We start from the raw sequence: 24319 nt of genomic DNA, 5'->3' as shown, positions 1-24319 counted from the left end.
AGAAACAAAAGAGACAGCCCAAGGCTGTCCCTTTTGCTCGCCATCATTCGCTACTGCCCGTCGTGCTCTTTCGTCGAAACAAGCGAGGCTGGATCGGGCGTGGTGAGCGGTTTGGTGATGTCGTCGAGGTAGTCGGGCGTGCCTTCGACGCGTTCGAGCGACGGATAGCGCTCGCCGTCGTGGTAATCGATATCGACCTGGCGGAGAAGGAAGCCGGACTGCACGATCAGATGGATCGGTGCGGACTCGGTCTTCGAGGCTCGGACCGCCTCGAGCGCCACTTCGTTCGTGAGCACCTGCCCGTTGATGCCCATGATCTTGTCTCCGGGCGTGAGGTGCGCCTTGTCCGCGGGACCTTTCCAGCGAACGTCCATGACCGCGCCTTCCATGCCGAGCCGGATCCCGAGGGAGTACCAGAGGTCAGGCGCTCCGCCTCCGCCGCGACGTCCTCCCGCTCTCTCCATCAGTCGCGAAGAGGGTGTCTGCTTGTCGGTGTAGACGAGCTTATAGCCACCCTGCGTGATGCCAGCGAGATCGGCGCGTGGGTTGGGAACGTCGACCCGGTCGTGCAGGAAGGTCGCCCAGTCATACTTCACGACCTCATCCAGGTCAGCAATAAGTTCTTTGCGGTCATACGGGACGATGTTTGGACCGGTGTTTCCACCCTTGGCGAGGAAGATGTGCAGGAAATCGGTGAGCGACTTCTTGTTGTCCGTCATCTTGCGGATGAGGGTGTCGGCGTCGAGCCAGAGAAGCTCACCCTCCTGGTAGTAGTCCTGGCCGCGCTTCCAGTTGGACCAGGCCAGATCACCACCACGCAGGATGCTGGCGGCGATGGCGGTGTCCTCGGTCGAGCGCCACTCGCGGCCCGGCTTATTGTCGAGGTTCGCGGCGGAAGCGGCAAGGACATCACGGTACTGTGCCTGCGTCTTGAGGCCGGAGCGTGCAGCGAGCACGTTGCCGAGGTATTGCGTCATGCCCTCGTAGACCCAGAGCAGCGAACCCTGCTGCATCTTCTCGAAGTCGTTCTGGTAGAGGTTGTAGGGACGGCGGTACTTGCCGTTCCAGGAGTGAGTGAACTCGTGCGAGAGCAGATCGGACTCGCGAAGCTGGTGAGCCTCGTCGGAGAAGCCCTTCTCGCCTACACCGTTGTCCGACGACTGGCCATGCTCGAGGCCCTCGCCACCGGCGGTGTCAGAAAGCGTGAGCAGGAAGTGATAGACGTTGTAATGGCGCGAGTTATAGGCCGCGCCGGTCTCGTGGACGAGGTTGTTGAGCTCGGCCAGGAGCTGCGGCCGGAGCTGCGAGTCTTCGGGTGAGTCGGCAACGACGTCGATGTAATGCTTGGGGGTGACGTCGGGCGCCAGCGGAAACTCGTGGAAGTACTGGCCGGTGATGACGGGCGAGTCCTCAAGCTGCTCCACGTTGGTGGCGGCGTACTTCGTGCTGCTCCCCGGCATAACGGAGGTCGTGACCTCGGAAGCCGGACCAAGCGGCTGGAGGGCGGTGCCGGCACCCCAGCCTGTGGGGACGACGACGGTGGGCTGCACCTGAATGTCGCGGACGGGAACACCTGCGGGGTAGAGCAGAAGCTTCTCCCACTCGAGCACTGCCATCTTCTGCGAGATGCGTGCCGTAACGATGCAGTCGAGGTGCGCGTGCAGCGTGGTGACGCCCTTGGGGACGGTCACGTGGAACTCGTAAAGGTTCTCGTCGTCGCGACGCCAGGGAAGGCTTTGGCCGTTCGCGGTGAAGACGACCCCCGTGATCTCATCGACCGGGCCGGTGGGGCGATGGTTGCCGGGGATCCACTTGGGTGTCGTAAGCGTGATAGGGCCGACGGTCACCGGAATATCGACCTCGGCGTGGTAGATCTTACGAGGGCCTTCGGAGAGGTCGGCCGTGATCTGGATCGGCGTGGTCTTGTAGGGCTGGGCAAAGGAATGGGCGCCAAACAGCGCAAGGGGCGCGAGTGCAACCAGACGTCTGAGGCTTCTTTTCATGGAAACGGTGATCCTGTCGCGTACGGGTTGGGGATGTGTTTCTGGACGTGGCGGCGCACCCGAAAGACGCAGGCCGCCACGTTCCAGCTAGGCCTTGAGTGCGGCTTCGATAGCGGAGACGACGGCAGGATCGTCCGGAAGCACGTCCGGCGAGAAGCGGGCGACGACCTGCCCTTTCCGATCAACGAGGAACTTCTCGAAATTCCAGAGAACCTCGGGCGGATTGGTCGCCTGGAGGCCCTTGCTCTTCAGGTAGCCTTCGATGTTTTCGCGGAAGCCCTCGGCGGTCTTGGTGGCCTTCGGTTGGGCTGCGGTAAGCGTCTTGTAGAGCGGATTCGTCTCCGGCCCGGTGACGGTAATCTTCGAAAACATCGGGAACTGGACGCCGAAGGTCGACTTGCAGAAGGTCTGGATCTCTTCGTTCGATCCAGGTTCCTGACCGCCGAAGTCGTTGGCGGGGAAACCGAGAACGGCGAGACCGGAGTCCTTGAATCGTGCATAAAGCTTTTCGAGCGCGTCATACTGCGGAGTCAGGCCGCACTTCGAGGCGACGTTGACGATGAGCAGGACCTTGCCCCGGTATTCGGCAAGCGAGGTACCTTCGCCGGTGATCTTGTGGACGGGAAGGTCGTAGAGGGCTTCGGACATGGTGACTCCTTCGTTCGGTTGGTCGGGTTCAGGCGGATCGTGCCGAGAAATGGAAAAGGGTAGAAAGCTCGTCGTGGCGGAATCCTTAACGGATTCTTTACGGATCTGCCGCGCGCGAGTCAAAGACTAGGCATCTTTTGTTCGATTATAGAAGTTTTGGTCGAAATTTCCGTTGCGCGGAGCCCCGTTGGGTCTAGGATACGACTCGTTATGTCGATTCGCGACCGTGTTTTAGGCAAGCCCCTGGCAACAAGTGAAGAGCGTGGTGAACAGATTGGTGTCGCCGCGGGAATACCGATTTTTGGATTGGACGCGCTCACCTCTGCGGCTTACGGACCTGAGGCAGCCCTCTCTCTCCTGATCCCACTGGGAATGCTGGGCACCACCTACATCCTTCCCATCATCACGTCCATCCTCATCCTTCTGGTGATTGTTTTCTTCAGTTACCGGCAGACGATTGCCGCTTACCCGAACGGCGGAGGAAGCTACACCGTCGCGTCCGAGAACCTGGGCGAGGGAGCCGGACTGCTCGCCGCCGCCGCCCTGATGATCGACTACATCCTGACGGCGGCGGTGGGAATCTCCGCCGGCGTCACGGCGCTCACTTCGGCCGTGCCCTCGTTGCAGCCGCACACGCTGGCCTTCTGCCTTCTGATCCTCGCAATCCTGGCAGTCGTCAACCTGCGGGGCGTGAAAGATACCGGTGCAGCGTTCATCCTGCCAACGTTCCTGTTCATCGGGACACTTCTGATCCTGATCGGCGTCGGCGCCTACAAGACGTTCGCCGCGGGTGGGCACCCGGTCCCCGTGGAAGCGATGCCCCCTGCGCTGCCGCAAACGGTCAAGTTTCTTGGGCTGTGGCTTCTGCTGAAGGCGTTCTCGAGCGGATGCGCCGCGATGACGGGCGTCGAGGCTGTATCGAACGGCGTGATGGCCTTCGGAGAGCCCCGCGCAAAGAAGGCGCAGGTGACGTTGACGGTCATCATCGCGATCCTGATCGTGCTTCTTTACGGCACGGCATGGCTCTCCAAGCACTACGGCATCATGGCAATGAATCCGGATGCGACAGGCTATCAGAGCCTGCTGAGCCTCTTGGTGACTGCCGTTTTCGGGCGGGGATGGTTCTACTTCCTCACGATGGGCAGCGTTCTGCTCGCGCTAGCCTTGAGCGCCAATACCGCCTTTGCCGACTTCCCCCGCCTGACCCGTGCGATTGCGATGCAGGACTACCTCCCGCACGTCTTCATCCTGCGCGGACGCCGACTTCTTTTCTCGCACGGCGTCTACGCGCTGACCGTCTTCACGGCCATCATTCTCATCCTGTTTGGCGGCGTAACGGACAGGCTCATCCCGCTCTATGCGATCGGCGCGTTCCTTGCCTTCACCTTGTCCCAGGCCGGCATGGTCGTGCACTGGAATAAGCAGGAGGCGCACCAGGGCCGGGCCTGGCACATGTTCGTCAACGGTATTGGCGCTGTTGCGACAGGCATCACGACCTGCATCGTGCTTGCCTCGAAGTTCATGTCGGGCGCCTGGGTGACTGCGCTTCTGATCCCTTGCCTGATCCTCCTCATGCACTCCATCAAGCGGCACTATAGCCGCGTCCACAATGAGATGCGCGAGATGACGCCGCTTAATCTGTCGAATCTCGAACAACCGCTTGTGGTCATCCCGATGGCAGGCTGGAACAAGATCTCCGAGAAGGCGCTGCGCTTCGGGCTGCTTCTGTCGAAAGAGATCAAGGTTGTTCACGTGCATTCGGAGGACGAGTCGCATGGCATCGAGGAGGAGTGGGAGCAGAGGGTTCTTGTTCCGATTCGCGAGCAGGGCATGACCGACCCCGAACTGGTGACGATTCCATCGAACTTCCGTTTCATCATCTCGCCGTTGATGGACTACATCCTGGCGCTTGAAGAAGAGCATCCCGGTCGCAAGGTCGCGGTGCTTCTGCCGGAGCTTGTGGTGAAGCACTGGTGGGAGAACGCGCTGCACAACCAGAGAGTGCAGTTGCTGAAGCTCCTGCTCCTGGTGCGTGGAAGCCAGCGCATCGTCGTGGTGAATATTCCCTGGTACCTGTAGCGATTAGGACGCCTTCGCTGCTGCCAGCGAGCGGAGGCGTGCGACTGCTTCAGGAACGAGCGTGAGCGCGCAATCAACCTCGGCTTCCGTGGTGAGGCGCGAAATCGAGATACGGATGCTTGAGCGGGCTCGAGCATCCGTGAGACCCATAGCAAGCAGGACGTGCGACGGTTCGGTCGCGCCGGACTGGCAGGCGGAGCCGCCACTAATCGACAGGCCCTTGAGATCGAGCGCGATGACGAGAGCCTCGGCGTCTACCCCGTCGAAATAGAGGTTCGAGGTATTTGGAACCCGGAGTGTGCCTGCCCCATTCACGCCGGAGCCTGGGGTACTGGCTTCGAGGACGCGGGCCAGAATTCCCTGTTCGAGCCGGTCGCGAAGGCTGGAGAGGGTTGTAGGGTTCGCAGAGCCGGCTCCCGCAGCGTTTGGCGCTATCAGCCAGCTTCGCGCAAGATCGGCTGCTTTGCCCAGCGCGACGATTCCCGGGACGTTCTCAGTCCCGGGGCGACGCTGGCGCTCGTGGTTGCCGCCGAAGAAGATGGGTGCGAGGCGTGTATTGCGGCGCACGAAGAGGACGCCAGTTCCCTGGGGCGCGTACATCTTGTGGCCGGAGATGCTCAGTAGATCTACGTCCTTGAGTTCGCCTTTGGGGCTGAGGTCGAGCGGGAGCTTGGCAGCCGCCTGGATCGCGTCAGTGTGGAAGAGCGCGCCGCCGGCGTGGGCGATCGCGGCGAGTTCGGCGATGGGCTGGATGGTTCCCGTCTCGTTGTTGGCAAACATGATCGAGACGAGCCGCGTCGACGGACGCATCGCTGCCCGCAGGTCTTCCGGTTCGATCAGCCCGGACGCGGTCGGGGCGAGGAACGTGACGTCGGCTCCGCGCTCCGCGAGCGACTCGGCGGCGTGCAGCACGGCGTGGTGCTCGATCGCCGTCGTGATCAGGTGTGGGCGTTCGGGGTTATTCAGCAGGGGCTGCAGGACGCCGAAGAGCGCGAGGTTATCGCTCTCCGTGCCGCCGGAGGTGAAGACGATCTCGGACGACCGGCAGTTCAGCAGACGGGCGATGGACTCGCGCGCATGGTCGACCGCGGCGCGGGCGTGTTGGCCTTGCCGGTGGATGGAGCTTGCGTTGCCGAACTGCTCCATCCAGAATGGGCGCATGGCCTCGACGACCTCAGGCAGTAACGGAGTCGTGGCGTTCGCGTCCATGTAGATACGGGATCCCATCTCTCCTAGTTTACGTGTGCCGGTTCGGCCGAGGTCTCAGTGATGTCTTCCAGGCGAGCCTGCGCTAAGAACAACGTGATATGGATGACCCGCAACGAGAGAGGCAGGAGAAGAGAATGAACATGTCGGTGAAACGGTATTGTTGGTCGACAATTGCGATCGTGGCGATGGCCACATGCGGTGTAACAAGCGCCGCGGCTCAACTGCAGGACGGCAAGACGAGGCCCGCTGCTACCTCCTCAACAGTCCCGCCGGCCAAGGCGTATGACGGCCTCCTGACCTCGTTCGAGCAAGAAATGATGGGCGTCGCGCAGGCCATGCCGGCGGAGAAGTACAGCTTCGCGCCCAGCCAGGCCATCTTTACCGGGTCGCAGACGACCAAGTACGAGGGCGTGCGCACCTTCGGGCAGATGATCGCGCACATCGCCCAGGCCAACTACGGCATCTTCCGTGCGGTTGGCGGCGTTCAGACGACGGTCGACACCAAGACGATTGCAAGCCTCACGAGCAAGGACGATCTCGTGGCGGCGCTCAAGGCTTCGTTCGATTACGCCCACCAGTCGGTGGCCAGGCTGACGTTGGAGAATGCATTCGAGATGGTGCTGGGAACGAATAGCCAGACACGGGCAACCATGGCCGGTTACGGCGTCATGCATGGCTTCGACCACTACGGGCAGCTCGTGGAGTATCTGCGGATGAACGGGATCGTGCCACCGGCGAGCCAGAAGATGTAAGCCTCGGAAAAAAGGTGGCCGGGAGAGTTCACGGCCACCTTCTTCACGACGTTATCGCCTGCTTAGCGCTTATCGACAGGAATGTAGGGTGCGGGGTACTCGGGGCCGGTGTAGTCGGCGCGCGGGCGGATGAGGCGGTTGTCGTCGTGCTGCTCGATCACGTGGGCCGCCCAGCCGGAGATGCGGCTGACGGCGAAGATCGGGGTAAAGAGATCGATGTCGATGCCAAGCGTGGTGTAGGTGCTCGCGGAGTAGAAGTCGACGTTGGCGTTGAGCTTCTTTTCGCCCTTCACGAAGGCTTCGATCTTCTTCGACATGTCGAACCACTTCGTGTTGCCGGCGGCGGTTCCAAGCTCCTCCGACATGCGGCGCAGGTGGGTCGCGCGGGGGTCTTCGGTATGGTAAACGCGGTGGCCGAAGCCCGAGATTTTCTTCTTTTCGATAAACATCTGCCGGACATACTCGACCGGGTCGGCTCCGGCTTCATCGATGGCATAGAGCAGGCGCATCGTGGCCTCGTTGGCTCCGCCGTGCAGCGGTCCTTTGAGAGCCCCGATGGCCCCCGTAATGGCGGAGTGCAGATCCGCGAGGGTCGCGGCGATGACGCGCGCGGCGAAGGTGCTCGCGTTCAGTTCGTGGTCGGCGTGGAGGATGAGCGCGATATCGAGCGCGCGGGTCGCGGTCTCGGAGGGCTTCTCGCCGTTCAGCATCCAGAGGAAGTTGGCTGCGTGCGAGAGGCTCTTGTCGGCTTCGACGACCGGCTTGCCCTTGCGGATGCGGTCGAACACGGCAACGATCATGGCGATCTGCGCAGTGAGCCGGAACGACTTACGAACATTCGCATCATGCGTGGAGAGCTTCTCATCGGCGTCGTAGATGCTCAGAAGCGAGACGGCCGTGCGGAGGACCTCCATTGGAGTCGCGGTCGTGGGCACGCTGCGCAGAAAGTCGAGGACCGCGGGGTTCAGCTCGCGAGCTTCCGCGAGTTCCTTTGAGAAGGAGGCGAGCTCGGAGGCTGTCGGCAGCTTACCTTCCCAAAGCAGGTAGGTGGTCTCTTCGAAGGTCGATTTGCTTGCGAGCTCGTGGATATCGATGCCGCGGTACGAGAGCACACCGGCGTCACCGTCGATCCAGCAAATGGACGAGGTCGTGGCAACAATGCCTTCCAAACCTTTAGAGGCGACAGCAGTGGACATGGGCAATCCTTTCGCGCTTAGTGCGCACGAGACCCTTCGGTTATAGCGCAGCGGAGAAACGCTTGTCACGGCGGCTGCGCGAATATCGGTGAGGTTGTGCGAAGATGCTATGCCTTCCCAAAGCGTCCCGGAGCGAACCGACACAGGTCGACAGAAGGAACCTCTCCCGTAAGAAGTTCGGCCATGACATGAGCGGTTGCGGGCGCGAGGAGGATCCCGTTGCGGTAGTGTCCGGTCGCGACGAAGCGTTTTGTACTGCCGGGATCAGCCGCCTCGATCTCGCCGAGCATCGGAAGGTTGTCGGGCGTGTAGGGACGCAGACCTGCCCAGTGATCGACGATCGGAAAGTCCGTTTCATCAGCAACCGCAGGGAGGAAGGCAGCAGCCAGTCCGCGGAGGCGAGCCAGGCTGGCCGGTTCCGTGTGTGTCGAGAAGCCGGCGTCTTCCACGGTCGCTCCGATCACAGCCTGTCCGGCGCGTGGTCCCTGGAGGCGGGGAACGATGTAGATATGCTCGGTTCGAACAACGTAATCAAGGCCGAACGAGGCGGGAACGCTCACAGCGAGCATCTGCCCCTTGCGAGGAGCCGCTGGTGGCGCACCCCATGGCCCAAGCGTGCTGATCAGGCAGCCGGCGGGTGGGGCCGACTCGATGGTCGTGTGGTCGAGGATCACGACCGACGTGTTGCGGACAGCGGTCAGCAGAGCCGGGGCAAGTTGGCGCGGGTCGAGCGAATGCTCCTCCAGCCGGGAAAGGCCGTCGTCGCCGGGGATGAGGCCCGTGGGCAGATTGATCGCGGGCCTCAGGGACGAATGACCAACTGACTGATACGTGACCGTGGTCTGGAACGGAACACGTTGCCCTGAAAGACGTTCGATCCGGTCGAGGAAGGCAGGGTAGAGATCGATGCTCAGCTCGGAGAGCGGAAGAAGCTCGGGAGGGTTATCGGGATCACGGACGGCCAGCATGCCGGCAGCTGCCTGCGAGGCCTGCTTGAGTGGGATGTCGCGTTCTACGACAGTTACCTCGGCGCCGCGACGATGAAGTTCAAGCGCGAGGGTAAGACCAATGATTCCCCCTCCCGCGATGCAGAAATCAGAAGACCGCATCCAACCATTCTAGTTTGGGAAAGATCAGAGTATTCTTAGCGCTGCTTCCGCTTTTCTGTGGACGCGGTCGAAAGAACGTGGAGGGATTCCGATGAGTGAGAACGTTGTTGTCGAAGAAAGAACGGTTCAGGGCGGCTTGATTGCCGGACTGGTTGCTGTGTTGCTCGGACTTGGCGCCCTTGTCTGGTGCTACGGCTTGCAGAACCATCTTTCTGCGGCGGAGACGCGTCTCGCAGCGGCCGATGCCCGCAATGCGGACCTCGTTCAGAAACTGGAGACAACGAACGCACAGCTCAAGGCGACGAGCGAGACATTGGGTCAGAGCGTCGGCATGACCCAGAAGCAGATTGAAACACGCGCCGCCGCGATTATGGCCGTGCAGCGTGCCTCGGCCGCGAAGATCGAGAAAGAACAGGAGTCTACGGAGAAACAGCTTGGCGCGGTTGCCAGCGATGTTTCAAACGTGAAGACCGACGTCGGCGGAGTCAAGAACGATGTCGGCGGCGTCAAGACCGACGTAGCCTCGACCAAGCAGGATCTTGAAGATACAAAGACGCAGCTTTCGCGGGTCGTAGGCGATGCGGGTGTGATGAGCGGTCTCATCGCTCACAATGCTTCCGAACTCGAGACGCTCAAGCACAAGGGCGATCGCAACTACTACGAGTTCACGCTGCACAAGGGCCAGCAGCCAACGCTTCTCTCCTCGATCAAGCTGCAGTTGAAGAAGGCGGACGAAAAGCACTCGAAGTTCACGCTCAACGTGAGCGCGGACGACAAGAACATCGAGAAGAAGGATAAGAGCCTCGACGAGCCGGTGCAATTCTATACAGGCAAGTCCCCGGTGCTGTACGAGGTCGTCGTGAATTCGATTGCCAAGAATCAGGTCTCCGGATATCTTTCGACGCCGAAAGGTTCACCTCAAGGAATTGCCGTTCCGTAACTGGTTCATTCCACGTCCGGCGAGAGGGGGCGCTACGGCGCTCCCTTTTTACGCTCTTATGGTGAGTTTCGAGGCCGAGACCAGTCCCGAAGTGGTCATTTTAAAAGGAAGATATGTCTGTTTCGAGACCGTCTTCCTTCACTCTTGAGACAAACGCTACGCCTTCAAATGATCTCTGTTTCTACGGTGTGTCATCCAGCTACGCTTGAGCAGCGCACTTTTGCGCCCCAAGGAGCCACACCATGAAGAACTTCCTCCGTTCGTTCACCTTTGCCGCCGCCACCCTTTCCCTCGTCGCTGCTCCCATGGCCCAGGCTGAGCGGTGGGGCACGAATCCTCCTCCTGCCGCTGCTTCCGCTTCGTCGGCATTCATTGTTGCGTACACTGTTGCTGTCGTCTTAGGGGTCTAATCCGCAGGGACAGGTCTCTCACTGATGAACGTCTCCATGCTGGACAACGCACTGTGGGCGGCGGGCTTCGCCGGTCACGTCGCCCTCGTGCTTGTCCTGGCATTCCGGAAGCGTGCCGGGGAATATCCGATCTTCACCGGCATGATGGGCTTCCAGGCGCTGACCACGATCCTTCTCTTCGTGATCTCGCGCCATGCGAGCCACCGCGCTTACTTTCTCGCCTACTGGATTACCGGCTTCGCCGACTACGTCTTCCAGGTCGCGTTGATCTATGAGATCGCCCGCGATATTCTGCGTCCGACCGGAACCTGGGTTCGCGATGCGAGGAACTCGTTTCTCGTGTGGGGAATGATTGGTTTGGTCGCGGCCGCCGGACTCGCCCTGCAGCTTGGTCCGCCGCAGTCCCGTGGCCTCGCCCTGTGGAATGTGCGAGTGACGGTCTTCACCTCGCTTCTCACCTGCGAGCTTTTTCTCGCGATGTCGGCGGCCGCAAACCGGCTGGGCCTGCAGCGGCGAAGCTACGTGGTCGCGCTTGGGCAGGGAATCGCGATATGGGCGTTCAGCGCGCTGCTCGAGGAGTTTGCGCATGTCATCCTCGGCTGGGATCGAGAGTTTGTCGTCTTTTCGTATCTCCGGATGGGGGTTTACCTGTCGGTCCTGGGCTTCTGGATCGTTACCTTCTGCCTCCCGGAAAAGGCACGCGCGCCACTTTCTCCAGAGATGTCCGCTTATCTTGTTGCTCTCCACCGCCGGGTGCAATACGATCTGACAAGCGTCGACGGACCTCCCCTATGACCTTTCTCGTCCTCTTTGCCGCAGCGATTCTTTGCATCGGGTTCGCGTTCGTCAGGACGCACATCAAATCATCCCGGCTGTCCAACATGAGTTGGGAGGATCTCGTCGCGAAGCTCGAGCCCCTGCCGTCTGACGGCATCGCTTCGGTCGCTCTCGAATATCTTCATCCGATGAAGGGTCAGATCGGCATCGAGACCGACCAGCTCTGGACCATGATCGGCGGAGCGGATGGCCTGCAGCGCATGCGCGCCAACGCGGACGTCCTGATCGCGCTCGCGGGATACGCGCAGCGCTGGAACTTCAACGAGAGCGTAATCGTCGCCGAACGGATGCGCCGGGATGCGATCCTGCTCAAACGCGCGACCTTCCGGCTTGGGCTCAACCTTGCGTTCGGCCGTGGCGAAGTTCGCGGGCCGTTCAACGTCCAGGAAGCCGCAAGCGCCTACTACCTCATGCGCCAGCGTCTGCTCGCGCTTTACGAGACGAGCCACGCGGGGCGGTACTCCTACCTCGCCGCCGCAGCGTGACGACCGGGCGACTCAACACTCGATAATGTTGAGAGCAAGCCCTGCCAGCGACGTCTCCTTGTAGCGCGACTGCATGTCCAGCCCCGTCTGGTACATCGTCGCGATCACTTGGTCGAGCGAGAGTTTGTGGCCTTCGGTCTCGTGCATCGCCATGCGCGCCGCGTTGATGGCTTTTACCGCGCCCATGCCGTTCCGTTCGATACACGGGATCTGCACCAGGCCGCCGATGGGATCGCACGTCATTCCGAGGTTGTGTTCCATGCCGATCTCGGCTGCGTGTTCGACCTGCTCGTTCGTGCCATTCAGCGCGGCCACAAGACCTCCGGCAGCCATCGAGCAGGCCACGCCGACCTCGCCCTGGCATCCAACCTCCGCCCCCGAGATGCTGGCATTCTCCTTGTAGAGAATCCCGATGGCTGCCGCCGTGAGGAAGAACCGGATCAGCCCATCCTGCTTCTCCTCCTGCGTGCTCTGGCCCGGACCCTCGATGAACCGCATGTAGTAGTGGGCTATCGACGGAATCACCCCGGCCGCGCCGTTCGTCGGCGCCGTTACGACGCGCCCACCCGCGGCGTTCTCTTCATTGACGGCCATGGCGTAGAGCGTCACCCAGTCGATGGCGGCGAGCGGATCGGGAGCCTGGGGGTTGTTGAGCCGCTCCGCCAGCCTGTGCGCCCGCCGCCGCACGTTGAGCCCACCGGGCAGTATGCCCTGCGTGGCGATTCCACGCTCCGTGCATTGCTGCATCACGCGCCAGAGGCTGAGGATGCTCGCTCGAATTCGGTCCTCGGCCGTCCCGTTGAATGCTTCGGGGTGAGGCGGAGGCCGGTTGATCGCAGCGTCCGACTCCAGCAGCGCCACTTCATTGGCGAGCAGGAGATTCGCGATCGTCAGCCCTTCGGCCGAGGCTATGTGCAGCAACTCCGCTGCGCTTGAAAACGGGTAGGGCACGGTGCGCGAGCTGGTGGCGACCTTCTCCGGATGAAACTCCGCCCGCGAGAGAATGAAGCCGCCCCCGACGGAGAAGAAGACATCCTCGCGCAGCCGCGCACCGGCTGCGTCAAACGCCGCGAAACGTATACCGTTTGGATGCGTCGGCACTCCTGGATCCGGGAACATCTGGTCGCGATGAAAGAGAAGATGCTGCGGCTCGTTGAAGGGAATCGGATGACGCCCAAGCAGGGCAAGAGAATCCGCAGCGCGGATGCCGGCAAGATGCTGCTCCACGAGCGCAGGATCGACGGTATCGGGAGCCTCGCCGAGAAGCCCAAGCAGAACCGCGCGGTCGGTCGCGTGGCCGATGCCGGTCAGCGCAAGCGATCCGTAGAGATCGGCGCGCAGCCTCGCTGTCGCATCAAGCTGTCCAGCCTCATCCAGCTCTCGCACAAACCTTAGCGCGGCGCGCATCGGCCCCACTGTGTGCGAGCTGGAGGGGCCGATGCCGATCTTGAAGAGCTCGAAGAGGCTTGTGTTCACGTCAGCCTCGATTGTACGGCGGTCGTCGCCTGGGAAGGCGTTCCAGGCTAAGGCTGCTTCGGCATGCAGATGCGGTACTCGTTCTTGAGGCTGGATGTGTCACGGTACATCTTGACGAACGCCTTGTAAGCATCGTCCTGCTCCACGGGTCTGCTGGCCGTCGGCGGATTGACGTGGAAGGTGAGAACCTCGGTCTCGGAAAACGGAGCGTTGGGGCCTTGATCGTAGACGCGCGAGGCGTAGATCTGGTTGGCGGTGAATCCGTGCGCTCGATACCAGGCGCGATGGGCGTCAACGGCCTTCAGAAAGTCGGCCATCATCCCGGGTTTGATCTCGGAGACGCGCACCGCGGCGGGAGTTCCATCGCAGGAGATGCTTGCTGGAGGGGCAGTGGTTTGACTCTGGACCGGGATGGTTGGAAGGAGGAAGAGGGTAGCGAGGACGAACAGGCTCATGAACTTACGCATGTTGGTTGAACTCCTGCGTCGAACGCTACCATCCTCCGGCCCGGAAGTAATGTCAATTTTGATGGATCGGATCGATTCAGCGCTTCTTCGAGGCGGGCTTCGCTACGGCAGGTGGAGTTGCCGGAGCCGGAGCCGCGCCGGTCGAATGCAGATAGGCTGCCGCGGCGGTATACCGAACCGGTGGCTTCGAATCGATGAACAGATTAGCCAGCGCCGTAGCGACATCAGGCTCGTGGTAATCACCGAGCGCCTTCGCGGCTGAGGCCCGTACCCCGGGATCCTTATCGCCAAGCGCGCTCAGCAACTGTGCCCGCACCGGGCCGGTGCGTTCCTGCGCGAGTTGCTCGATCGCGACCACGCGCGCCGAGCTTCCTCCGCTCTTGCGCATCGCCTCGTACGCGGTGATGCCAAAGCCGAAGGGACCGAGCAGAAAGCTGGCTCCCTGCAGCGCGCCCATGCGGGTGAGCGTCGACGGGTTATGGAAGTCCTTGTTCATCGTGTGCATCGTCCCGTTCACAAACGTCGCATTTGCAGGCCGGTCGCCATTCGCGACGGCCATCAGGATGTCCTCACCGGAGTGGTCCTTCATTTTCCAGAGGGTCGTTGCCGCGGCGAACGCCACCTCGGGCTCCTTGTCGTCGAGCATGTCGTGCAGCCTGCCGATGAGCAAAAGCTGGCGTCCCTCGCCGCAGGCGAGCACGGCGCCCGTGCGCACATCGATATCGGTGTCGTTCAACTCATCGGAGATCATCTTGGCGGCGCGGTCGTCCCCGACATTGCCGAGCGCGGCCAAAGCCTGCACGCGCACCAGCGAGTGCTTGTCGTTGTACGCATCGGTGAGGATGAGCCACGCCTGCTGCTTGTCGTCCGCAACGGAACTATGACCTGGATCAAACGGACCGGGGGGCGTATCGGTCTCCTGGGACGAGACGTCGTTGTTCTGTGCGAAGGCCCGGTGACCCGAGGTGGCGGCAAGGAGCACGGCGGCGAAAGCGACGAGGCGGAGGGAGCGGGGAAACACTTGCATGCGTGCGAATCCTTCTAAAATCTCTATCTTCGTTCGCTGGCTTGGAGATTTCACATAGTGTGTCACGAGGCAGCGGAAACGTGGCGAAGTTTATCGGCTTCGCATCCTTCTGATGTGCCAGCCTCCTCTGTGGTCGCAGGCGCGGTGCTAGACTGGGCGGACTCCGGCCCATAGCTTCCTTCTGTTCCGTTTCAAACTTCTGCCTCCAGGATTGATCAGGCGACCTTATGTCTCTCTTCAAAGTACGCAGTGCGGCGGTCTATGGGATCGACGCAAGCATCATCGAGGTCGAGATCGACTTCGCGAACGTCACCCTTGGCGAAGAGCAGTTCCACACGGTCGGATTACCGGATGCGGCGGTCCGGGAGAGTCGGGACCGTGTGCGCGCGGCCATCAAGAACTCCGGCTTCGGTCTGCCTCCCACCCGCATCACCATCAACCTCGCTCCGGCTGACCTCAAGAAGGAAGGCTCGGGCTTCGACCTTCCCATCGCCATCGGCATTCTCGGCGCGTATGGCGGCCTCAACATCAAGGACATGAGCGACTTCCTCCTGGTCGGAGAACTTGGTCTCGACGGAGGCCTGCGGGCCGTGCAGGGAATGCTTCCCATCGCGGTGGCTGCGAAGGCCAGGGGCATTCGCAACCTCATCGTTCCCGAGAGCAATGCGAAAGAGGCGGCTGTAGTCGAAGGCGTGGATGTGTACCCCGTCAAGACGCTCACCGAAGTCCGCGAACTGCTGAACGCGGCGGCGTTCGGAGCGATCACCGCCGTGCCGCTCAAGGTGGAAGCGACCGACCTGCTGAACGAGATGCAACACTTCCCGGCGGACTTCAAGGACGTACGCGGGCAGGGCGTCGCCAAACGCGCCTTGGAGGTCGCGGCGGCGGGCGGACACAACATCCTGATGATCGGGCCGCCGGGTTCCGGAAAGACGATGCTGGCGAAGCGCCTGCCTTCGATTCTCGCGCCGTTGCGGTTTGAGGAGGCGCTCGAGACGACAAAGATCCACTCGGTAGCGGGTGTGCTGAACGCTGAGGACGGCCTCGTGGCGCACCGGCCTTTCCGTTCGCCACACCACACCATCTCCGACGCGGGGCTGATCGGCGGTGGCGTGATGCCGCGTCCCGGCGAGGTATCGCTCGCACACAACGGTCTGCTCTTTCTCGACGAACTGCCGGAGTTTCCTCGCAACGTCCTTGAGGTTCTGCGGCAGCCGTTGGAGGACGGCATGGTGACCATCACGCGCGCGGCCATGAGCCTCAGCTTTCCCGCGCGCTTCATGCTCGCAGCGGCGATGAACCCGTGTCCTTGCGGCTACTTCAACGATAAGAGCCGCGAGTGCATGTGTACGCCGCCGATGATTCAGCGATATGTCTCGAAGGTCAGTGGACCTCTGCTTGACCGCATCGACATCCACATCGAGGTGCCTGCAGTGCAATATAAGGAACTGCGGGGCGGCTCGGCCAGCGAGGGCTCTTCCGAGATCCGGGCGCGTGTCCTTGCAGCCCGGGAGCGCCAGCATGAGCGCTTTGGCGCGACGGCGGAGCGGACGAAGGGAAGCGCCAAAGCAGTCTCGCGGAAAGTCTTTTCAAACTCCCAGATGTCCACTCAGCAGATTCGCGTCTTCTGCGAGCTGTCCTCGGACGCCGAGAGGCTGCTTGAACGGGCAATGCAGCAACAGGGCCTGAGCGCCCGCGCCCACGACCGCATCCTCAAGGTCTCCCGCACCATCGCAGACCTCGAAGGGGTGCAGGATATCGCGGTCAAACACATCGCGGAGGCGATCCAATACCGGACACTTGATCGAAGTTATTGGTCTTGACGAACACGGATTCGACTGATTCTCGATTCAAAATCTTCCGTTTCCGGGATTACCCGCAGGCGAACTTCCCAAAAAAAGTATTGACCCGCCCCCCCCGGACGATTTACTTTCCATGAGTGTCGTTGCCTTTGTGCCTGCGTGGGTAGAGGAGTTCAGCGGCTCAGGTTCGGCACGGAGATAGGCTTTCCCCCCGTGTCTTTGCATTTAAGCCTCTTCTCATCCGGATAGTCTGATTCTGGCATAAACCGCACAAAACGTTGGAACTAGCCTGTGGTCTTTGACCTCTCGCCGCGACCGTCGTGTGTGCTTTTTATCCCTTGACCCAGTCTGAAACCAGTCTGAAACAGGTTAGTCGAACTTTTTGGCTGGGAAAGAGTCGTCAGCGCGGATTTTAGCGTCTAACGAGTGTGCGGTAGAAAACAACACAGTTTGTATTCGAAATGAGACCAGTGGACCGATGACGTCCACCGGCAAGAAAAGGAGAATGCTATGCGCTCGGATTTGATTTTTGGAGCTTTGACTCACGTAACAAACCGCTACGAGCTATGTCAGCTTGCGTCGAAGGCGACGAGGAAGCTGCACAAGCCGAACACCCGGCTTCAGGACACCACGAATGAGGTTCTGGACCGTTTCAAAGACACGATTCCCATGGACGACGCCAACGAGCCCGTTGAGAAGATCACTGCTATTGGTTCACAGGAACGCCGCGCAGCTTAACGCGCGGCAGTTTCACCCCGGTTTTCCTGCACGACAATCCCTCCGCAATCTGCCATAATCACAAACAACTCCGCAATTTCTGCTACTCCCACGCGTTCCGGCCTCGTCCCCGACTCCCCGTCTGACAGATCCCGCCTCCGCTTCAACCATCTCTCCTTCCCAAAAAGTAAAAATCTTCAGGTAAAACATGACAATTTCTGAGTTGAAAGAACACAACATTGCCGAATTGGGCAAGCTCGCGCGCGGCCTCGATATCGCCGGTACCAGCGGACTCCGCAAGCAGGACCTTATCTTCAAGATTCTGCAGGCGCAGAGCGAAAAAGAGGGGCACATCTTCGCCGAAGGCGTCCTCGAGATCCTCCCCGACGGCTACGGCTTCCTCCGTTCGCCCGATTACAACTACCTGCCCGGCCCCGATGACATCTACGTCTCCCCATCGCAGATTCGCAAATTCGACCTCAAGACCGGCGACACCATCAGCGGCAACGTCCGCCCGCCGCACGAAGGTGAGAAGTACTTCGCCCTCGTCAAGATCGAGGCGATCAACTTCGAGAGCCCCGAGGAGACCCGCAACAAGATTCTCTTCGACAACCTGACGCCGCTCTACGCGCAGGAACGCGTGAAGATGGAGACAGTCCGCGAGCACATCTCCGGACGCGTCATGGACCTGCTGACTCCCGTAGGCAAGGGCCAGCGCGGCCTCATCGTCGCTCCGCCGCGCACCGGCAAGACGATGCTCCTCCAATCCATCGCCAACTCCATCACCTCGAACCACCCCGAAGTCGTCCTGATCGTCCTGCTCATCGACGAGCGTCCAGAAGAAGTCACCGACATGCAGCGCTCGGTCAAAGGCGAAGTCATCTCCTCCACCTTCGACGAGCCCGCCGCGCGCCACGTTCAGGTCGCCGAGATGGTCATCGAGAAGGCCAAGCGCCTCGTCGAGCACAAGCGCGACGTCGTCATCCTCCTCGACTCCATCACCCGTCTCGCCCGCGCCTACAACACCATCGTCCCGCCGTCGGGCAAGGTGCTCTCAGGCGGTGTGGACTCGAACGCCCTGCAACGCCCGAAGCGCTTCTTCGGCGCGGCCCGCAACATCGAGGAAGGCGGCTCGCTCACCATCATCGCCACCGCCCTCGTCGACACCGGCTCCCGCATGGACGAGGTCATCTTCGAAGAGTTCAAGGGTACCGGCAACATGGAAGTCATCCTCGACCGCAAGCTCGTCGACAAGCGTGTCTTCCCGGCGATCGACATCCAGCGCTCCGGAACGCGTAAGGAAGAGCTCCTCATCCCGAAGGAAGACCTCCAGCGCACTTGGATCCTCCGCAAGGTGCTCAACCCGTTGAGCCCGGTCGAGGCGATGGAGCTTCTCACCGACAAGCTCGGCAAGACCCGCAACAACCAGGAGTTCCTGCACAACATGAGCTCGCTGTAAACCAGCTTCACGAAAGAGAAAGGGCGTCGTCTTCGGACGGTGCCCTTCGTTGTTCCGTGCTTCGGGGATTAGAAGAGGTCGGTCTCAAGGCTCGCGATGAACGGAAGCCCGGGCATGCGAAGCCTCTGAAGCCTCTTATCGTGAGTCAGGAATAGGTCGACGCTGTTGTTCGCGGCTATCGCCAGATGAAGCGCATCCAGAGGCTTGACTCCGTGATGGGCGCGCAGTTCAGCAAAAGTTCGGACCGCCTGCCGCGTATAAGGCAGAAGCGTGATCAGATCGGATTCGAAGTATTCTTCGATTGTCTCAACTTCACCCGGTTCTATGGTCTTTGTCGGCCCGACGATAAGTTCGCTGAGAGTGAAGAGACTGCTGCAAAGGATGTCACTCCTTTGCAGCATGACATCGAGAATGTGCTGCACCCGATCGCCAAGCGCATCGTTATTCTCGAACCAGTAAACGTGGATCATCGTATCCCAGTAAATACGTCTCACCGGTCCCAGCTCTCCCGCTCGCGACGATGGAATTCTTCCGCCCCTCCAAGCTGTTGATAGGTCTTCCTCAACAGCCCGCGAAGTTCCAGGAACCGGTCTCTTGAACGGACACTCGCCTGAGGAATTGAAGAGGCCGGAGGCGCGATGGGTTCTAGTCTGTACACAAAGGTGACGGTGGAACTTCGCCCGGACGGAGGTCCTTGGATCTCTTCGAGGACGAGGTGGTTTTCCTCAAGGAACCGCTTCGACTTGAGTGCATTGCAGATGATAGGGAATCGGTTCGGTGGAAGCACGTCATGGTCAACGAGATTCTTCCCAAACCTTCCCGAATGGATGGTGACGGTCGCCTCTCCGCGCTTACGAGCGGGAAAGATGAATTGCTCTGCTGCGTAGCGCCTTACCCTGTCCGTTGAACCATAATCTGCCACGGCGAACCTCCTTTGATGAAACATAGCACGAATTAGATAATTGTCAAAACTAATGAAGTAGATCAAAAGCAGGATGTCCGCGAAATGGCCTCTTGCGCTATCGCGAGGCCGTCAGCACCTGCTGCGGCTGCGCCGGCGAATAGCTCCTGGGCCACCACACGATGAAGCGCGTTCCGCCCTGATAGCTCGAATCGACCTGGACCTCTCCGCCGTGTTTCTCGATGATCTGCTTCACCGTCCACAGACCCATCCCGTTCCCCTCATCGCCCTTGCTGCTTTTCCCAAACTCGAACAGTCTCGGCCTCACATCCGCCGGAATCCCTGTCCCCTGATCGGTCACCTGGAGCTCGACACCATTGCGCAGCGGCCGCAGATTGAGCGTGACTTTGCGGCCATTCTCGGTGATGGCTTCGCAGGCGTTTCGGGCAAGGTTCAGCACGACCTGCCGCGTCTCGCCGGGATACGCCTCCACATGCGCATCTCCTTCGCTGAAGATCTCGAATCGAATCTCCCTCTTCGCAATCGCCGACGTCAGCAGGAAGCGCACCGACTCGCAGACTGAGCGAAGGTCCACCAGCTCCGGCTTCGTCGACTCGCGATGAAAGGACAGCGTCGACCGGGAGATCGTAATCACCCGCTGGACCTCGTCCCCAGCGATACTCGCAAGGCGAACCGCCTCGTTGGAGCTGTCGGGGTTCGTCTGGATCAGATACAGAACGTTCTGGATCGACTCCAGCGGATTCGAGATCTCGTGCGAGATGACCGCCGACATCCGGCTCCAGTCTTCCATCTTCCGCGCCGAAATAAGCTGGTCGCGGATAAGGCTCTTCTCGTGCTCCACGTTGGCCAGTCGTCCGGAATAATCGTTGATCGCGAAGCCGATCGTAGAGGCGCGCCGGATCAGCATGACCGCGACATACGCGGAGAGCGCCGCGGTGACGATGTTCGTTCCGGCGTCCACCCAGAACACCGGAATCCACGTCGTAATCACTTCGAGCAGATGGGTCGATCCGCACGCGACGATGAACAGCGCGAAGCCAACCACGAAGTAGGCCCAATCCCGCGCGATCACCCGGCGGGTTCGGCTTACCAGATAGAGCAGCGTGCCGCAGATCGTGAGATAGCTCAGGAAGGTGATGAAGTTCGTGACCACCATGGTCCAGATAAGCCTGGGAGCAGCGGCCCAGCACACGGCATGCGGCATGAGCGGAATCTGTTCGAGCATAGGCGGAGGACACCCCCGATCAAATATTAGTCCGTATCTCGAATGGTATGACCATCCTGGGCAATGGTCACGCAAGAAGTGCGATCCAGACGTGGCACCCTGATCACCATCAGGCACCTCGTGAGGCCCGTCGCCAACGAAAAACCGCACCCGGATAGTCCAGGTGCGGCTTTTGCTTCAAAATGGGAATTGATCAGATCTCGAGGATGACTGGCATAATCAGCGGTCGGCGGCTTGTGCTCTTCTGGATATACCGTTTGAGATCGTTGCGGATCTTTTCCTTGATAATCGCGTAATCCGCCTTCTCCTCGGGGCTCGAGTTATCGAGCGTCCTCTGGACGATGTTCCGCGACTCCGTGACGAGCTTCTCATCCTGGATCGCAAACCCGCGCATCACGATCTCGGGCGTGTTCTCGACTAACCCGGTCCGCTTGTTGATGGCAATGATCGGCAGCACGATGCCGTCTTCCGACAGGTGCTGGCGGTCGCGAATGACGACGTCTTCCACCACGTCGATAGATCCGCCAGAGTCGATGCAAACCCGCCCGGTCGTCACCTTGCCGTTCTTCGTGGCGTTGTTCTTGTCCAGTTCGAGGATGTCTCCATCCTCCAGCAGCACAACCTTCTCGACGACACCCATACTGCCCGCGAGTTCCGCGTGCCGCTTCAGGTGGCGATAGTCGCCATGAACCGGAATGAAGTACTTCGGTCGAACGAGGTTGATCATCAGGCGAAGCTCTTCCTGCGAGCCGTGGCCGGAGACGTGAATAAGCCCGGCAGTACCGTCGTCGTGGATCACCTTGGCGTCGCGGCGCTCGAGGTGATCAATCATCCGGTAGATCCCCTTCTCATTCCCCGGGATCACGCGCGAACTCAGCAGAACCGTGTCGCCCGCATCGATCTTGGCGAACTTATGGTTGTTCACCGCCGCGCGCGAAAGCGCCGACATCGGCTCACCCTGCGTACCCGAGATCATGATGCAGAGCTTCTCGGCGGGCATATCGCGAATCTGTCCGGGACTGATAATCAATCCCTGCGGCAGGTCGAGATACCCAAGATCCTGTGCGATCTCGGTCGAGTTATCGAGCGAACGCCCGATGATCGCGACCTTGCGCCCATGCTTATGCGCAAGCTCCATTGCCAGGCGAATGCGATGAATCGAGGACGAAAAGCAGGAAAAGAAGAGCTTCTTCTTCGTCTGCGAGAAGATCTCGTCAAGCCTCGGACGAACAGCCCGCTCAGAAGGCGTATATCCAGGACGATCTACGTTCGTCGAATCCTGCAGAAGCGCAAGCACGCCCTGCTTGCCCAGCTCCGCAAAAGCATGCAGATCGAACGGCTTGCCATCCGGCGGCGAGAGATCCACCTTGAAGTCGCCCGTGTGCAGCACGACACCCACCGGCGTATGGATCGCGAGCGCGACGCAGTCCACAAGCGAGTGCGTCACGCGGATTGGCATGACGGAAAAGGGTCCGAGCGTGAAGCGCTTGCCCGGCAGCATCTCGATCAGGTCGGCGTTATCGAGCAGCCTGTGCTCTTCGAGCTTGCCTTCCACGTAGGCAAGCGTGAACTCCGTGCCGTAAACGGGAACGTTCAACTCGGAGAGGATCCAGGGGAGTCCTCCGATGTGATCTTCATGGCCGTGCGTGAGGAGGATCGCGCGGACCTTCGAGCGGTTCTCGATCAGATAGCTGATATCGGGGACAACAATGTCGACGCCGAGCAGTTCTTCTTCCGGGAACATCAGGCCGGCGTCGATGACAATAATGTCATCCTGCCAACGGAGAGCCATGCAGTTCATCCCGAACTCGCCAAGGCCCCCCAGGGGAATCATGCGTAATTTATCTGTAGCCATCAACTTCCGAGTCTAACAGGGATGGATGGCGGGCTTGTCAGATGCCTATGGCCGCCATGCTGACTCATGTTCCATTGGCGGGAGCGATCACCGGATACAGCAGTAAATCCGGGAAATCCAGCGCAAATATCGAGGTATCGAGCGTCATGAGCCGATCTGCATGGGAGAGAGCGTGGGCTCCTACCAGGAAGTCAGCCAGTAGACGTCTCGGACCTGAAATCGTGGCCCTGCGGCGACGAGCAGCGTGCCGGGCAAAACGTTGGCCCGCTTCACGCCAGACGCTGTCGCCGAAACGAAAATCAACTTCGATCCCGGTTCGCTCGACGAACTGATCGATGAAGGACTCGGAAGCTCGAGGGTGAGCCAGCAGCTCCGCGTAGACGACCGGAGAGATCAGAATCGCGCCCTCTTGCTTTGCACGACCGAGTTGGTGAGAGATCTCAGAAGCTCCAGGCTCCCGCGACAGAAGTGCCGACAGGATATTGGTGTCGAGAGCCGTCTTCACCGCGAAGCGGACTCTGGCTCATCATCACGCAGACTTCTCACCCATTCGATGACTTCCTCCCGTGTCTCAAACGCTGGCAACGCACCGATAAACTCATCGAAAGGATTCACCTCTAACCGCGCCGGACGGATGACGGTACGATCTCCATCTACGACAAATTCAACCCGATCACCTTTTCTCAATCCAAGCCGAAGACGAACTTCGAGGGGAACTGTGATCTGTCCTTTGCTGCTGATCGTGCTGGAAGGTGCCATCTTTGCCTCCGCTCTTTGAAGTAAAGTTAGCACCTCCACTGGGCATGGTCGATCCCGTCGCCTACCGCAGAAGATCTTCCAGTGCCAGCGACAACTCCGTCTTTTCATCCCGGTACTTCACAATCACCGGCGTATACACCGATAACCCAAGCTCCTTGCCAGGTCCAGACGTAATCGCCCGGGACCCCGGAACAACGACCGCCCCCGAAGGAATGATCAGCGGCATGTCAGCCGTGGCGCGCAGAATCTCGCCCGTGGTCGCGTCGTAGACCGGTGTCCCTCTCGTCAGGATCGTTCCAGCCGCGAGCACCGCCTTCGACCGGACGATCGTCCCCTCGTACACGCCCGTATTCCCGCCGACAAGAACATCGTCCTCGATGATGACCGGCGAAGCATTCACCGGCTCCAGAACTCCGCCGATCTGAGCCGCAGCCGAAAGGTGGACCCGCTTCCCAATCTGGGCGCACGAACCGACAAGCGCATGCGAGTCGACCATCGTGCCCTCGTCGACAAACGCGCCGACGTTGATGTACGCCGGCGGCATGATCACCACACCCGAAGCAACGTGCGCCCCCGAACGCACACTCGACCCACCCGGAACCACGCGAACACCATTTGCAGCCGAGAAATGCCGCGCCGGATACGTGTTCTTGTCCACAAAGCTGAGAGGGAAGCCCTGCGCATGGCTGCCATTCATCTCTTCAAGGGTGCCCAACCGAAAGCCAAGCAGAATCCCGCGTTTCACCCACGGATTTACCCTCCATCCCGTCGGGGAGGCAGCATCCGGCTCGGCGGCACGAACGGATCCGGATTCAAGTGCTGTACGGAGGGAGAAGAAGGCAGCCTGCGCCACGGGGCTACCCGCGACAACAGAACCTAGCGAAAAACAGCGTTCAATGGTGGTCTCTAATCCGGTCATAGTCATCACTCTGGAGGATACCA

At 60.5% G+C, this 24319-nt stretch carries 23 protein-coding genes; 9 read left to right on the top strand and 14 right to left on the bottom strand.

Features of this window, described 5'->3' with window-relative positions; all coding sequences use genetic code 11:
* Positions 1-50: 50 nt before the first annotated feature.
* Positions 51-2003 carry a M61 family metallopeptidase gene (locus tag GRAN_RS03550; RefSeq protein ID WP_128911609.1) on the bottom strand — a complete coding sequence of 651 codons (1953 nt, stop codon included), beginning with the start codon at positions 2001-2003 and terminating at the stop codon, positions 51-53.
* An 87-nt stretch (positions 2004-2090) separates the two neighbouring features.
* Positions 2091-2651: a glutathione peroxidase gene (locus tag GRAN_RS03545; RefSeq protein WP_128911608.1), complete on the bottom strand. Its 561-nt coding sequence runs from the start codon at positions 2649-2651 to the stop codon at positions 2091-2093.
* A gap of 210 nt (positions 2652-2861) precedes the next feature.
* On the opposite strand from GRAN_RS03545, the gene GRAN_RS03540 reads away from it, so the two are divergent.
* The gene (locus GRAN_RS03540) at positions 2862-4730 is read left to right on the top strand and encodes an APC family permease (protein WP_128911607.1); all 1869 of its coding nucleotides are present in this window, start codon (positions 2862-2864) and stop codon (positions 4728-4730) included.
* Positions 4731-4733: 3 nt separating this feature from the next.
* Here the strand turns inward: GRAN_RS03540 and GRAN_RS03535 are convergent, their stop codons facing one another.
* Positions 4734-5957 carry a cysteine desulfurase family protein gene (locus tag GRAN_RS03535; RefSeq protein WP_241654320.1) on the bottom strand — a complete coding sequence of 408 codons (1224 nt, stop codon included), beginning with the start codon at positions 5955-5957 and terminating at the stop codon, positions 4734-4736.
* Between the two features lie 116 nt (positions 5958-6073).
* Here GRAN_RS03535 and GRAN_RS03530 point away from each other — a divergent pair, with 116 nt between their 5' ends.
* Entirely contained in the window at positions 6074-6691 is a 618-nt protein-coding gene (locus GRAN_RS03530) for a DinB family protein (RefSeq protein WP_161570821.1), read from the top strand.
* A 62-nt stretch (positions 6692-6753) separates the two neighbouring features.
* Here GRAN_RS03530 and GRAN_RS03525 read toward each other — a convergent pair whose 3' ends face one another.
* Positions 6754-7887 carry a citrate synthase gene (locus GRAN_RS03525; RefSeq protein ID WP_128911605.1) on the bottom strand — a complete coding sequence of 378 codons (1134 nt, stop codon included), beginning with the start codon at positions 7885-7887 and terminating at the stop codon, positions 6754-6756.
* A gap of 107 nt (positions 7888-7994) precedes the next feature.
* Positions 7995-8996, bottom strand: a complete 1002-nt coding sequence (locus tag GRAN_RS03520) for an NAD(P)/FAD-dependent oxidoreductase (protein ID WP_128911604.1) — start codon at positions 8994-8996, stop codon at positions 7995-7997.
* A gap of 91 nt (positions 8997-9087) precedes the next feature.
* On the opposite strand from GRAN_RS03520, the gene GRAN_RS03515 reads away from it, so the two are divergent.
* The 4 genes from GRAN_RS03515 to GRAN_RS03505 all read left to right on the top strand — a co-directional run bounded on the left by GRAN_RS03515 (position 9088) and on the right by GRAN_RS03505 (position 11668).
* Positions 9088-9936: a hypothetical protein gene (locus GRAN_RS03515; RefSeq protein ID WP_128911603.1), complete on the top strand. Its 849-nt coding sequence runs from the start codon at positions 9088-9090 to the stop codon at positions 9934-9936.
* Positions 9937-10178: 242 nt separating this feature from the next.
* Entirely contained in the window at positions 10179-10346 is a 168-nt protein-coding gene (locus GRAN_RS25375) for a hypothetical protein (protein WP_161570820.1), read from the top strand.
* 36 nt (positions 10347-10382) lie between these two features.
* The gene (locus tag GRAN_RS03510; protein ID WP_128911602.1) at positions 10383-11141 is read left to right on the top strand and encodes a hypothetical protein; all 759 of its coding nucleotides are present in this window, start codon (positions 10383-10385) and stop codon (positions 11139-11141) included.
* Positions 11138-11668 carry a hypothetical protein gene (locus GRAN_RS03505; RefSeq protein ID WP_128911601.1) on the top strand — a complete coding sequence of 177 codons (531 nt, stop codon included), beginning with the start codon at positions 11138-11140 and terminating at the stop codon, positions 11666-11668. The genes GRAN_RS03510 and GRAN_RS03505 overlap by 4 nt, the downstream gene beginning before the upstream one ends.
* Before the next feature lie 12 nt (positions 11669-11680).
* Here GRAN_RS03505 and GRAN_RS03500 read toward each other — a convergent pair whose 3' ends face one another.
* The 3 genes from GRAN_RS03500 to GRAN_RS03490 all read right to left on the bottom strand — a co-directional run bounded on the left by GRAN_RS03500 (position 11681) and on the right by GRAN_RS03490 (position 14638).
* Positions 11681-13144 (bottom strand): L-serine ammonia-lyase, encoded by a 1464-nt coding sequence (locus tag GRAN_RS03500; RefSeq protein ID WP_128911600.1) that lies wholly within the window; start codon positions 13142-13144, stop codon positions 11681-11683.
* A 47-nt stretch (positions 13145-13191) separates the two neighbouring features.
* Positions 13192-13611 carry a hypothetical protein gene (locus GRAN_RS03495; protein ID WP_128911599.1) on the bottom strand — a complete coding sequence of 140 codons (420 nt, stop codon included), beginning with the start codon at positions 13609-13611 and terminating at the stop codon, positions 13192-13194.
* Between the two features lie 76 nt (positions 13612-13687).
* Positions 13688-14638 carry a HEAT repeat domain-containing protein gene (locus GRAN_RS03490; RefSeq protein ID WP_128911598.1) on the bottom strand — a complete coding sequence of 317 codons (951 nt, stop codon included), beginning with the start codon at positions 14636-14638 and terminating at the stop codon, positions 13688-13690.
* A 227-nt stretch (positions 14639-14865) separates the two neighbouring features.
* On the opposite strand from GRAN_RS03490, the gene GRAN_RS03485 reads away from it, so the two are divergent.
* The 3 genes from GRAN_RS03485 (at position 14866) to rho (ending at position 18616) form a co-directional block, all read left to right on the top strand.
* Positions 14866-16461 (top strand): YifB family Mg chelatase-like AAA ATPase, encoded by a 1596-nt coding sequence (locus GRAN_RS03485; RefSeq protein ID WP_128911597.1) that lies wholly within the window; start codon positions 14866-14868, stop codon positions 16459-16461.
* Positions 16462-16950: 489 nt separating this feature from the next.
* Complete coding sequence (locus GRAN_RS03480) at positions 16951-17178, top strand: DNA-directed RNA polymerase subunit omega (protein ID WP_128911596.1); 228 nt, start codon at positions 16951-16953, stop codon at positions 17176-17178.
* A 187-nt stretch (positions 17179-17365) separates the two neighbouring features.
* The gene (gene rho, locus GRAN_RS03475; protein ID WP_128911595.1) at positions 17366-18616 is read left to right on the top strand and encodes a transcription termination factor Rho; all 1251 of its coding nucleotides are present in this window, start codon (positions 17366-17368) and stop codon (positions 18614-18616) included.
* Positions 18617-18684: 68 nt separating this feature from the next.
* Here the strand turns inward: rho and GRAN_RS03470 are convergent, their stop codons facing one another.
* The 6 genes from GRAN_RS03470 to GRAN_RS03445 form a co-directional block, all read right to left on the bottom strand.
* Positions 18685-19110 carry a type II toxin-antitoxin system VapC family toxin gene (locus GRAN_RS03470; RefSeq protein ID WP_128911594.1) on the bottom strand — a complete coding sequence of 142 codons (426 nt, stop codon included), beginning with the start codon at positions 19108-19110 and terminating at the stop codon, positions 18685-18687.
* A 525-nt stretch (positions 19111-19635) separates the two neighbouring features.
* Positions 19636-20763, bottom strand: coding sequence for a sensor histidine kinase (locus GRAN_RS03465; RefSeq protein ID WP_128911593.1), 1128 nt, complete (start codon positions 20761-20763; stop codon positions 19636-19638).
* A 193-nt stretch (positions 20764-20956) separates the two neighbouring features.
* Positions 20957-22618 carry a ribonuclease J gene (locus GRAN_RS03460; RefSeq protein WP_128911592.1) on the bottom strand — a complete coding sequence of 554 codons (1662 nt, stop codon included), beginning with the start codon at positions 22616-22618 and terminating at the stop codon, positions 20957-20959.
* Positions 22619-22682: 64 nt separating this feature from the next.
* Positions 22683-23123: a type II toxin-antitoxin system VapC family toxin gene (locus GRAN_RS03455; protein WP_128911591.1), complete on the bottom strand. Its 441-nt coding sequence runs from the start codon at positions 23121-23123 to the stop codon at positions 22683-22685.
* The gene (locus GRAN_RS03450; RefSeq protein WP_128911590.1) at positions 23120-23377 is read right to left on the bottom strand and encodes an AbrB/MazE/SpoVT family DNA-binding domain-containing protein; all 258 of its coding nucleotides are present in this window, start codon (positions 23375-23377) and stop codon (positions 23120-23122) included. The genes GRAN_RS03455 and GRAN_RS03450 overlap by 4 nt, the downstream gene beginning before the upstream one ends.
* A gap of 61 nt (positions 23378-23438) precedes the next feature.
* Entirely contained in the window at positions 23439-24302 is an 864-nt protein-coding gene (locus tag GRAN_RS03445) for a 2,3,4,5-tetrahydropyridine-2,6-dicarboxylate N-succinyltransferase (protein ID WP_128911589.1), read from the bottom strand.
* Between the last annotated feature and the right edge of the window lie 17 nt (positions 24303-24319).

This window comes from Granulicella sibirica, assembly GCF_004115155.1.
GTDB classification, from domain to species: domain Bacteria; phylum Acidobacteriota; class Terriglobia; order Terriglobales; family Acidobacteriaceae; genus Edaphobacter; species Edaphobacter sibiricus.
The sequence above is the reverse complement of the archived record's forward strand: the minus strand, read 5'-3'. Positions and strand labels throughout refer to the sequence as shown.

What these genes read in the sequence shown, in the direction of transcription:
- GRAN_RS03550 (WP_128911609.1), bottom strand. Translation starts at nt 2,003, where the DNA reads ATGAAAAGAAGCCTCAGACGTCTGGTTGCACTCGCGCCCCTTGCGCTG.
- GRAN_RS03545 (WP_128911608.1), bottom strand. Translation starts at nt 2,651, where the DNA reads ATGTCCGAAGCCCTCTACGACCTTCCCGTCCACAAGATCACCGGCGAA.
- GRAN_RS03540 (WP_128911607.1), top strand. Translation starts at nt 2,862, where the DNA reads ATGTCGATTCGCGACCGTGTTTTAGGCAAGCCCCTGGCAACAAGTGAA.
- GRAN_RS03535 (WP_241654320.1), bottom strand. Translation starts at nt 5,957, where the DNA reads ATGGGATCCCGTATCTACATGGACGCGAACGCCACGACTCCGTTACTG.
- GRAN_RS03530 (WP_161570821.1), top strand. Translation starts at nt 6,074, where the DNA reads ATGAACATGTCGGTGAAACGGTATTGTTGGTCGACAATTGCGATCGTG.
- GRAN_RS03525 (WP_128911605.1), bottom strand. Translation starts at nt 7,887, where the DNA reads ATGTCCACTGCTGTCGCCTCTAAAGGTTTGGAAGGCATTGTTGCCACG.
- GRAN_RS03520 (WP_128911604.1), bottom strand. Translation starts at nt 8,996, where the DNA reads ATGCGGTCTTCTGATTTCTGCATCGCGGGAGGGGGAATCATTGGTCTT.
- GRAN_RS03515 (WP_128911603.1), top strand. Translation starts at nt 9,088, where the DNA reads ATGAGTGAGAACGTTGTTGTCGAAGAAAGAACGGTTCAGGGCGGCTTG.
- GRAN_RS25375 (WP_161570820.1), top strand. Translation starts at nt 10,179, where the DNA reads ATGAAGAACTTCCTCCGTTCGTTCACCTTTGCCGCCGCCACCCTTTCC.
- GRAN_RS03510 (WP_128911602.1), top strand. Translation starts at nt 10,383, where the DNA reads ATGCTGGACAACGCACTGTGGGCGGCGGGCTTCGCCGGTCACGTCGCC.
- GRAN_RS03505 (WP_128911601.1), top strand. Translation starts at nt 11,138, where the DNA reads ATGACCTTTCTCGTCCTCTTTGCCGCAGCGATTCTTTGCATCGGGTTC.
- GRAN_RS03495 (WP_128911599.1), bottom strand. Translation starts at nt 13,611, where the DNA reads ATGCGTAAGTTCATGAGCCTGTTCGTCCTCGCTACCCTCTTCCTCCTT.
- GRAN_RS03490 (WP_128911598.1), bottom strand. Translation starts at nt 14,638, where the DNA reads ATGCAAGTGTTTCCCCGCTCCCTCCGCCTCGTCGCTTTCGCCGCCGTG.
- GRAN_RS03485 (WP_128911597.1), top strand. Translation starts at nt 14,866, where the DNA reads ATGTCTCTCTTCAAAGTACGCAGTGCGGCGGTCTATGGGATCGACGCA.
- GRAN_RS03480 (WP_128911596.1), top strand. Translation starts at nt 16,951, where the DNA reads ATGCGCTCGGATTTGATTTTTGGAGCTTTGACTCACGTAACAAACCGC.
- rho (WP_128911595.1), top strand. Translation starts at nt 17,366, where the DNA reads ATGACAATTTCTGAGTTGAAAGAACACAACATTGCCGAATTGGGCAAG.
- GRAN_RS03465 (WP_128911593.1), bottom strand. Translation starts at nt 20,763, where the DNA reads ATGCTCGAACAGATTCCGCTCATGCCGCATGCCGTGTGCTGGGCCGCT.
- GRAN_RS03460 (WP_128911592.1), bottom strand. Translation starts at nt 22,618, where the DNA reads ATGGCTACAGATAAATTACGCATGATTCCCCTGGGGGGCCTTGGCGAG.
- GRAN_RS03450 (WP_128911590.1), bottom strand. Translation starts at nt 23,377, where the DNA reads ATGGCACCTTCCAGCACGATCAGCAGCAAAGGACAGATCACAGTTCCC.
- GRAN_RS03445 (WP_128911589.1), bottom strand. Translation starts at nt 24,302, where the DNA reads ATGACTATGACCGGATTAGAGACCACCATTGAACGCTGTTTTTCGCTA.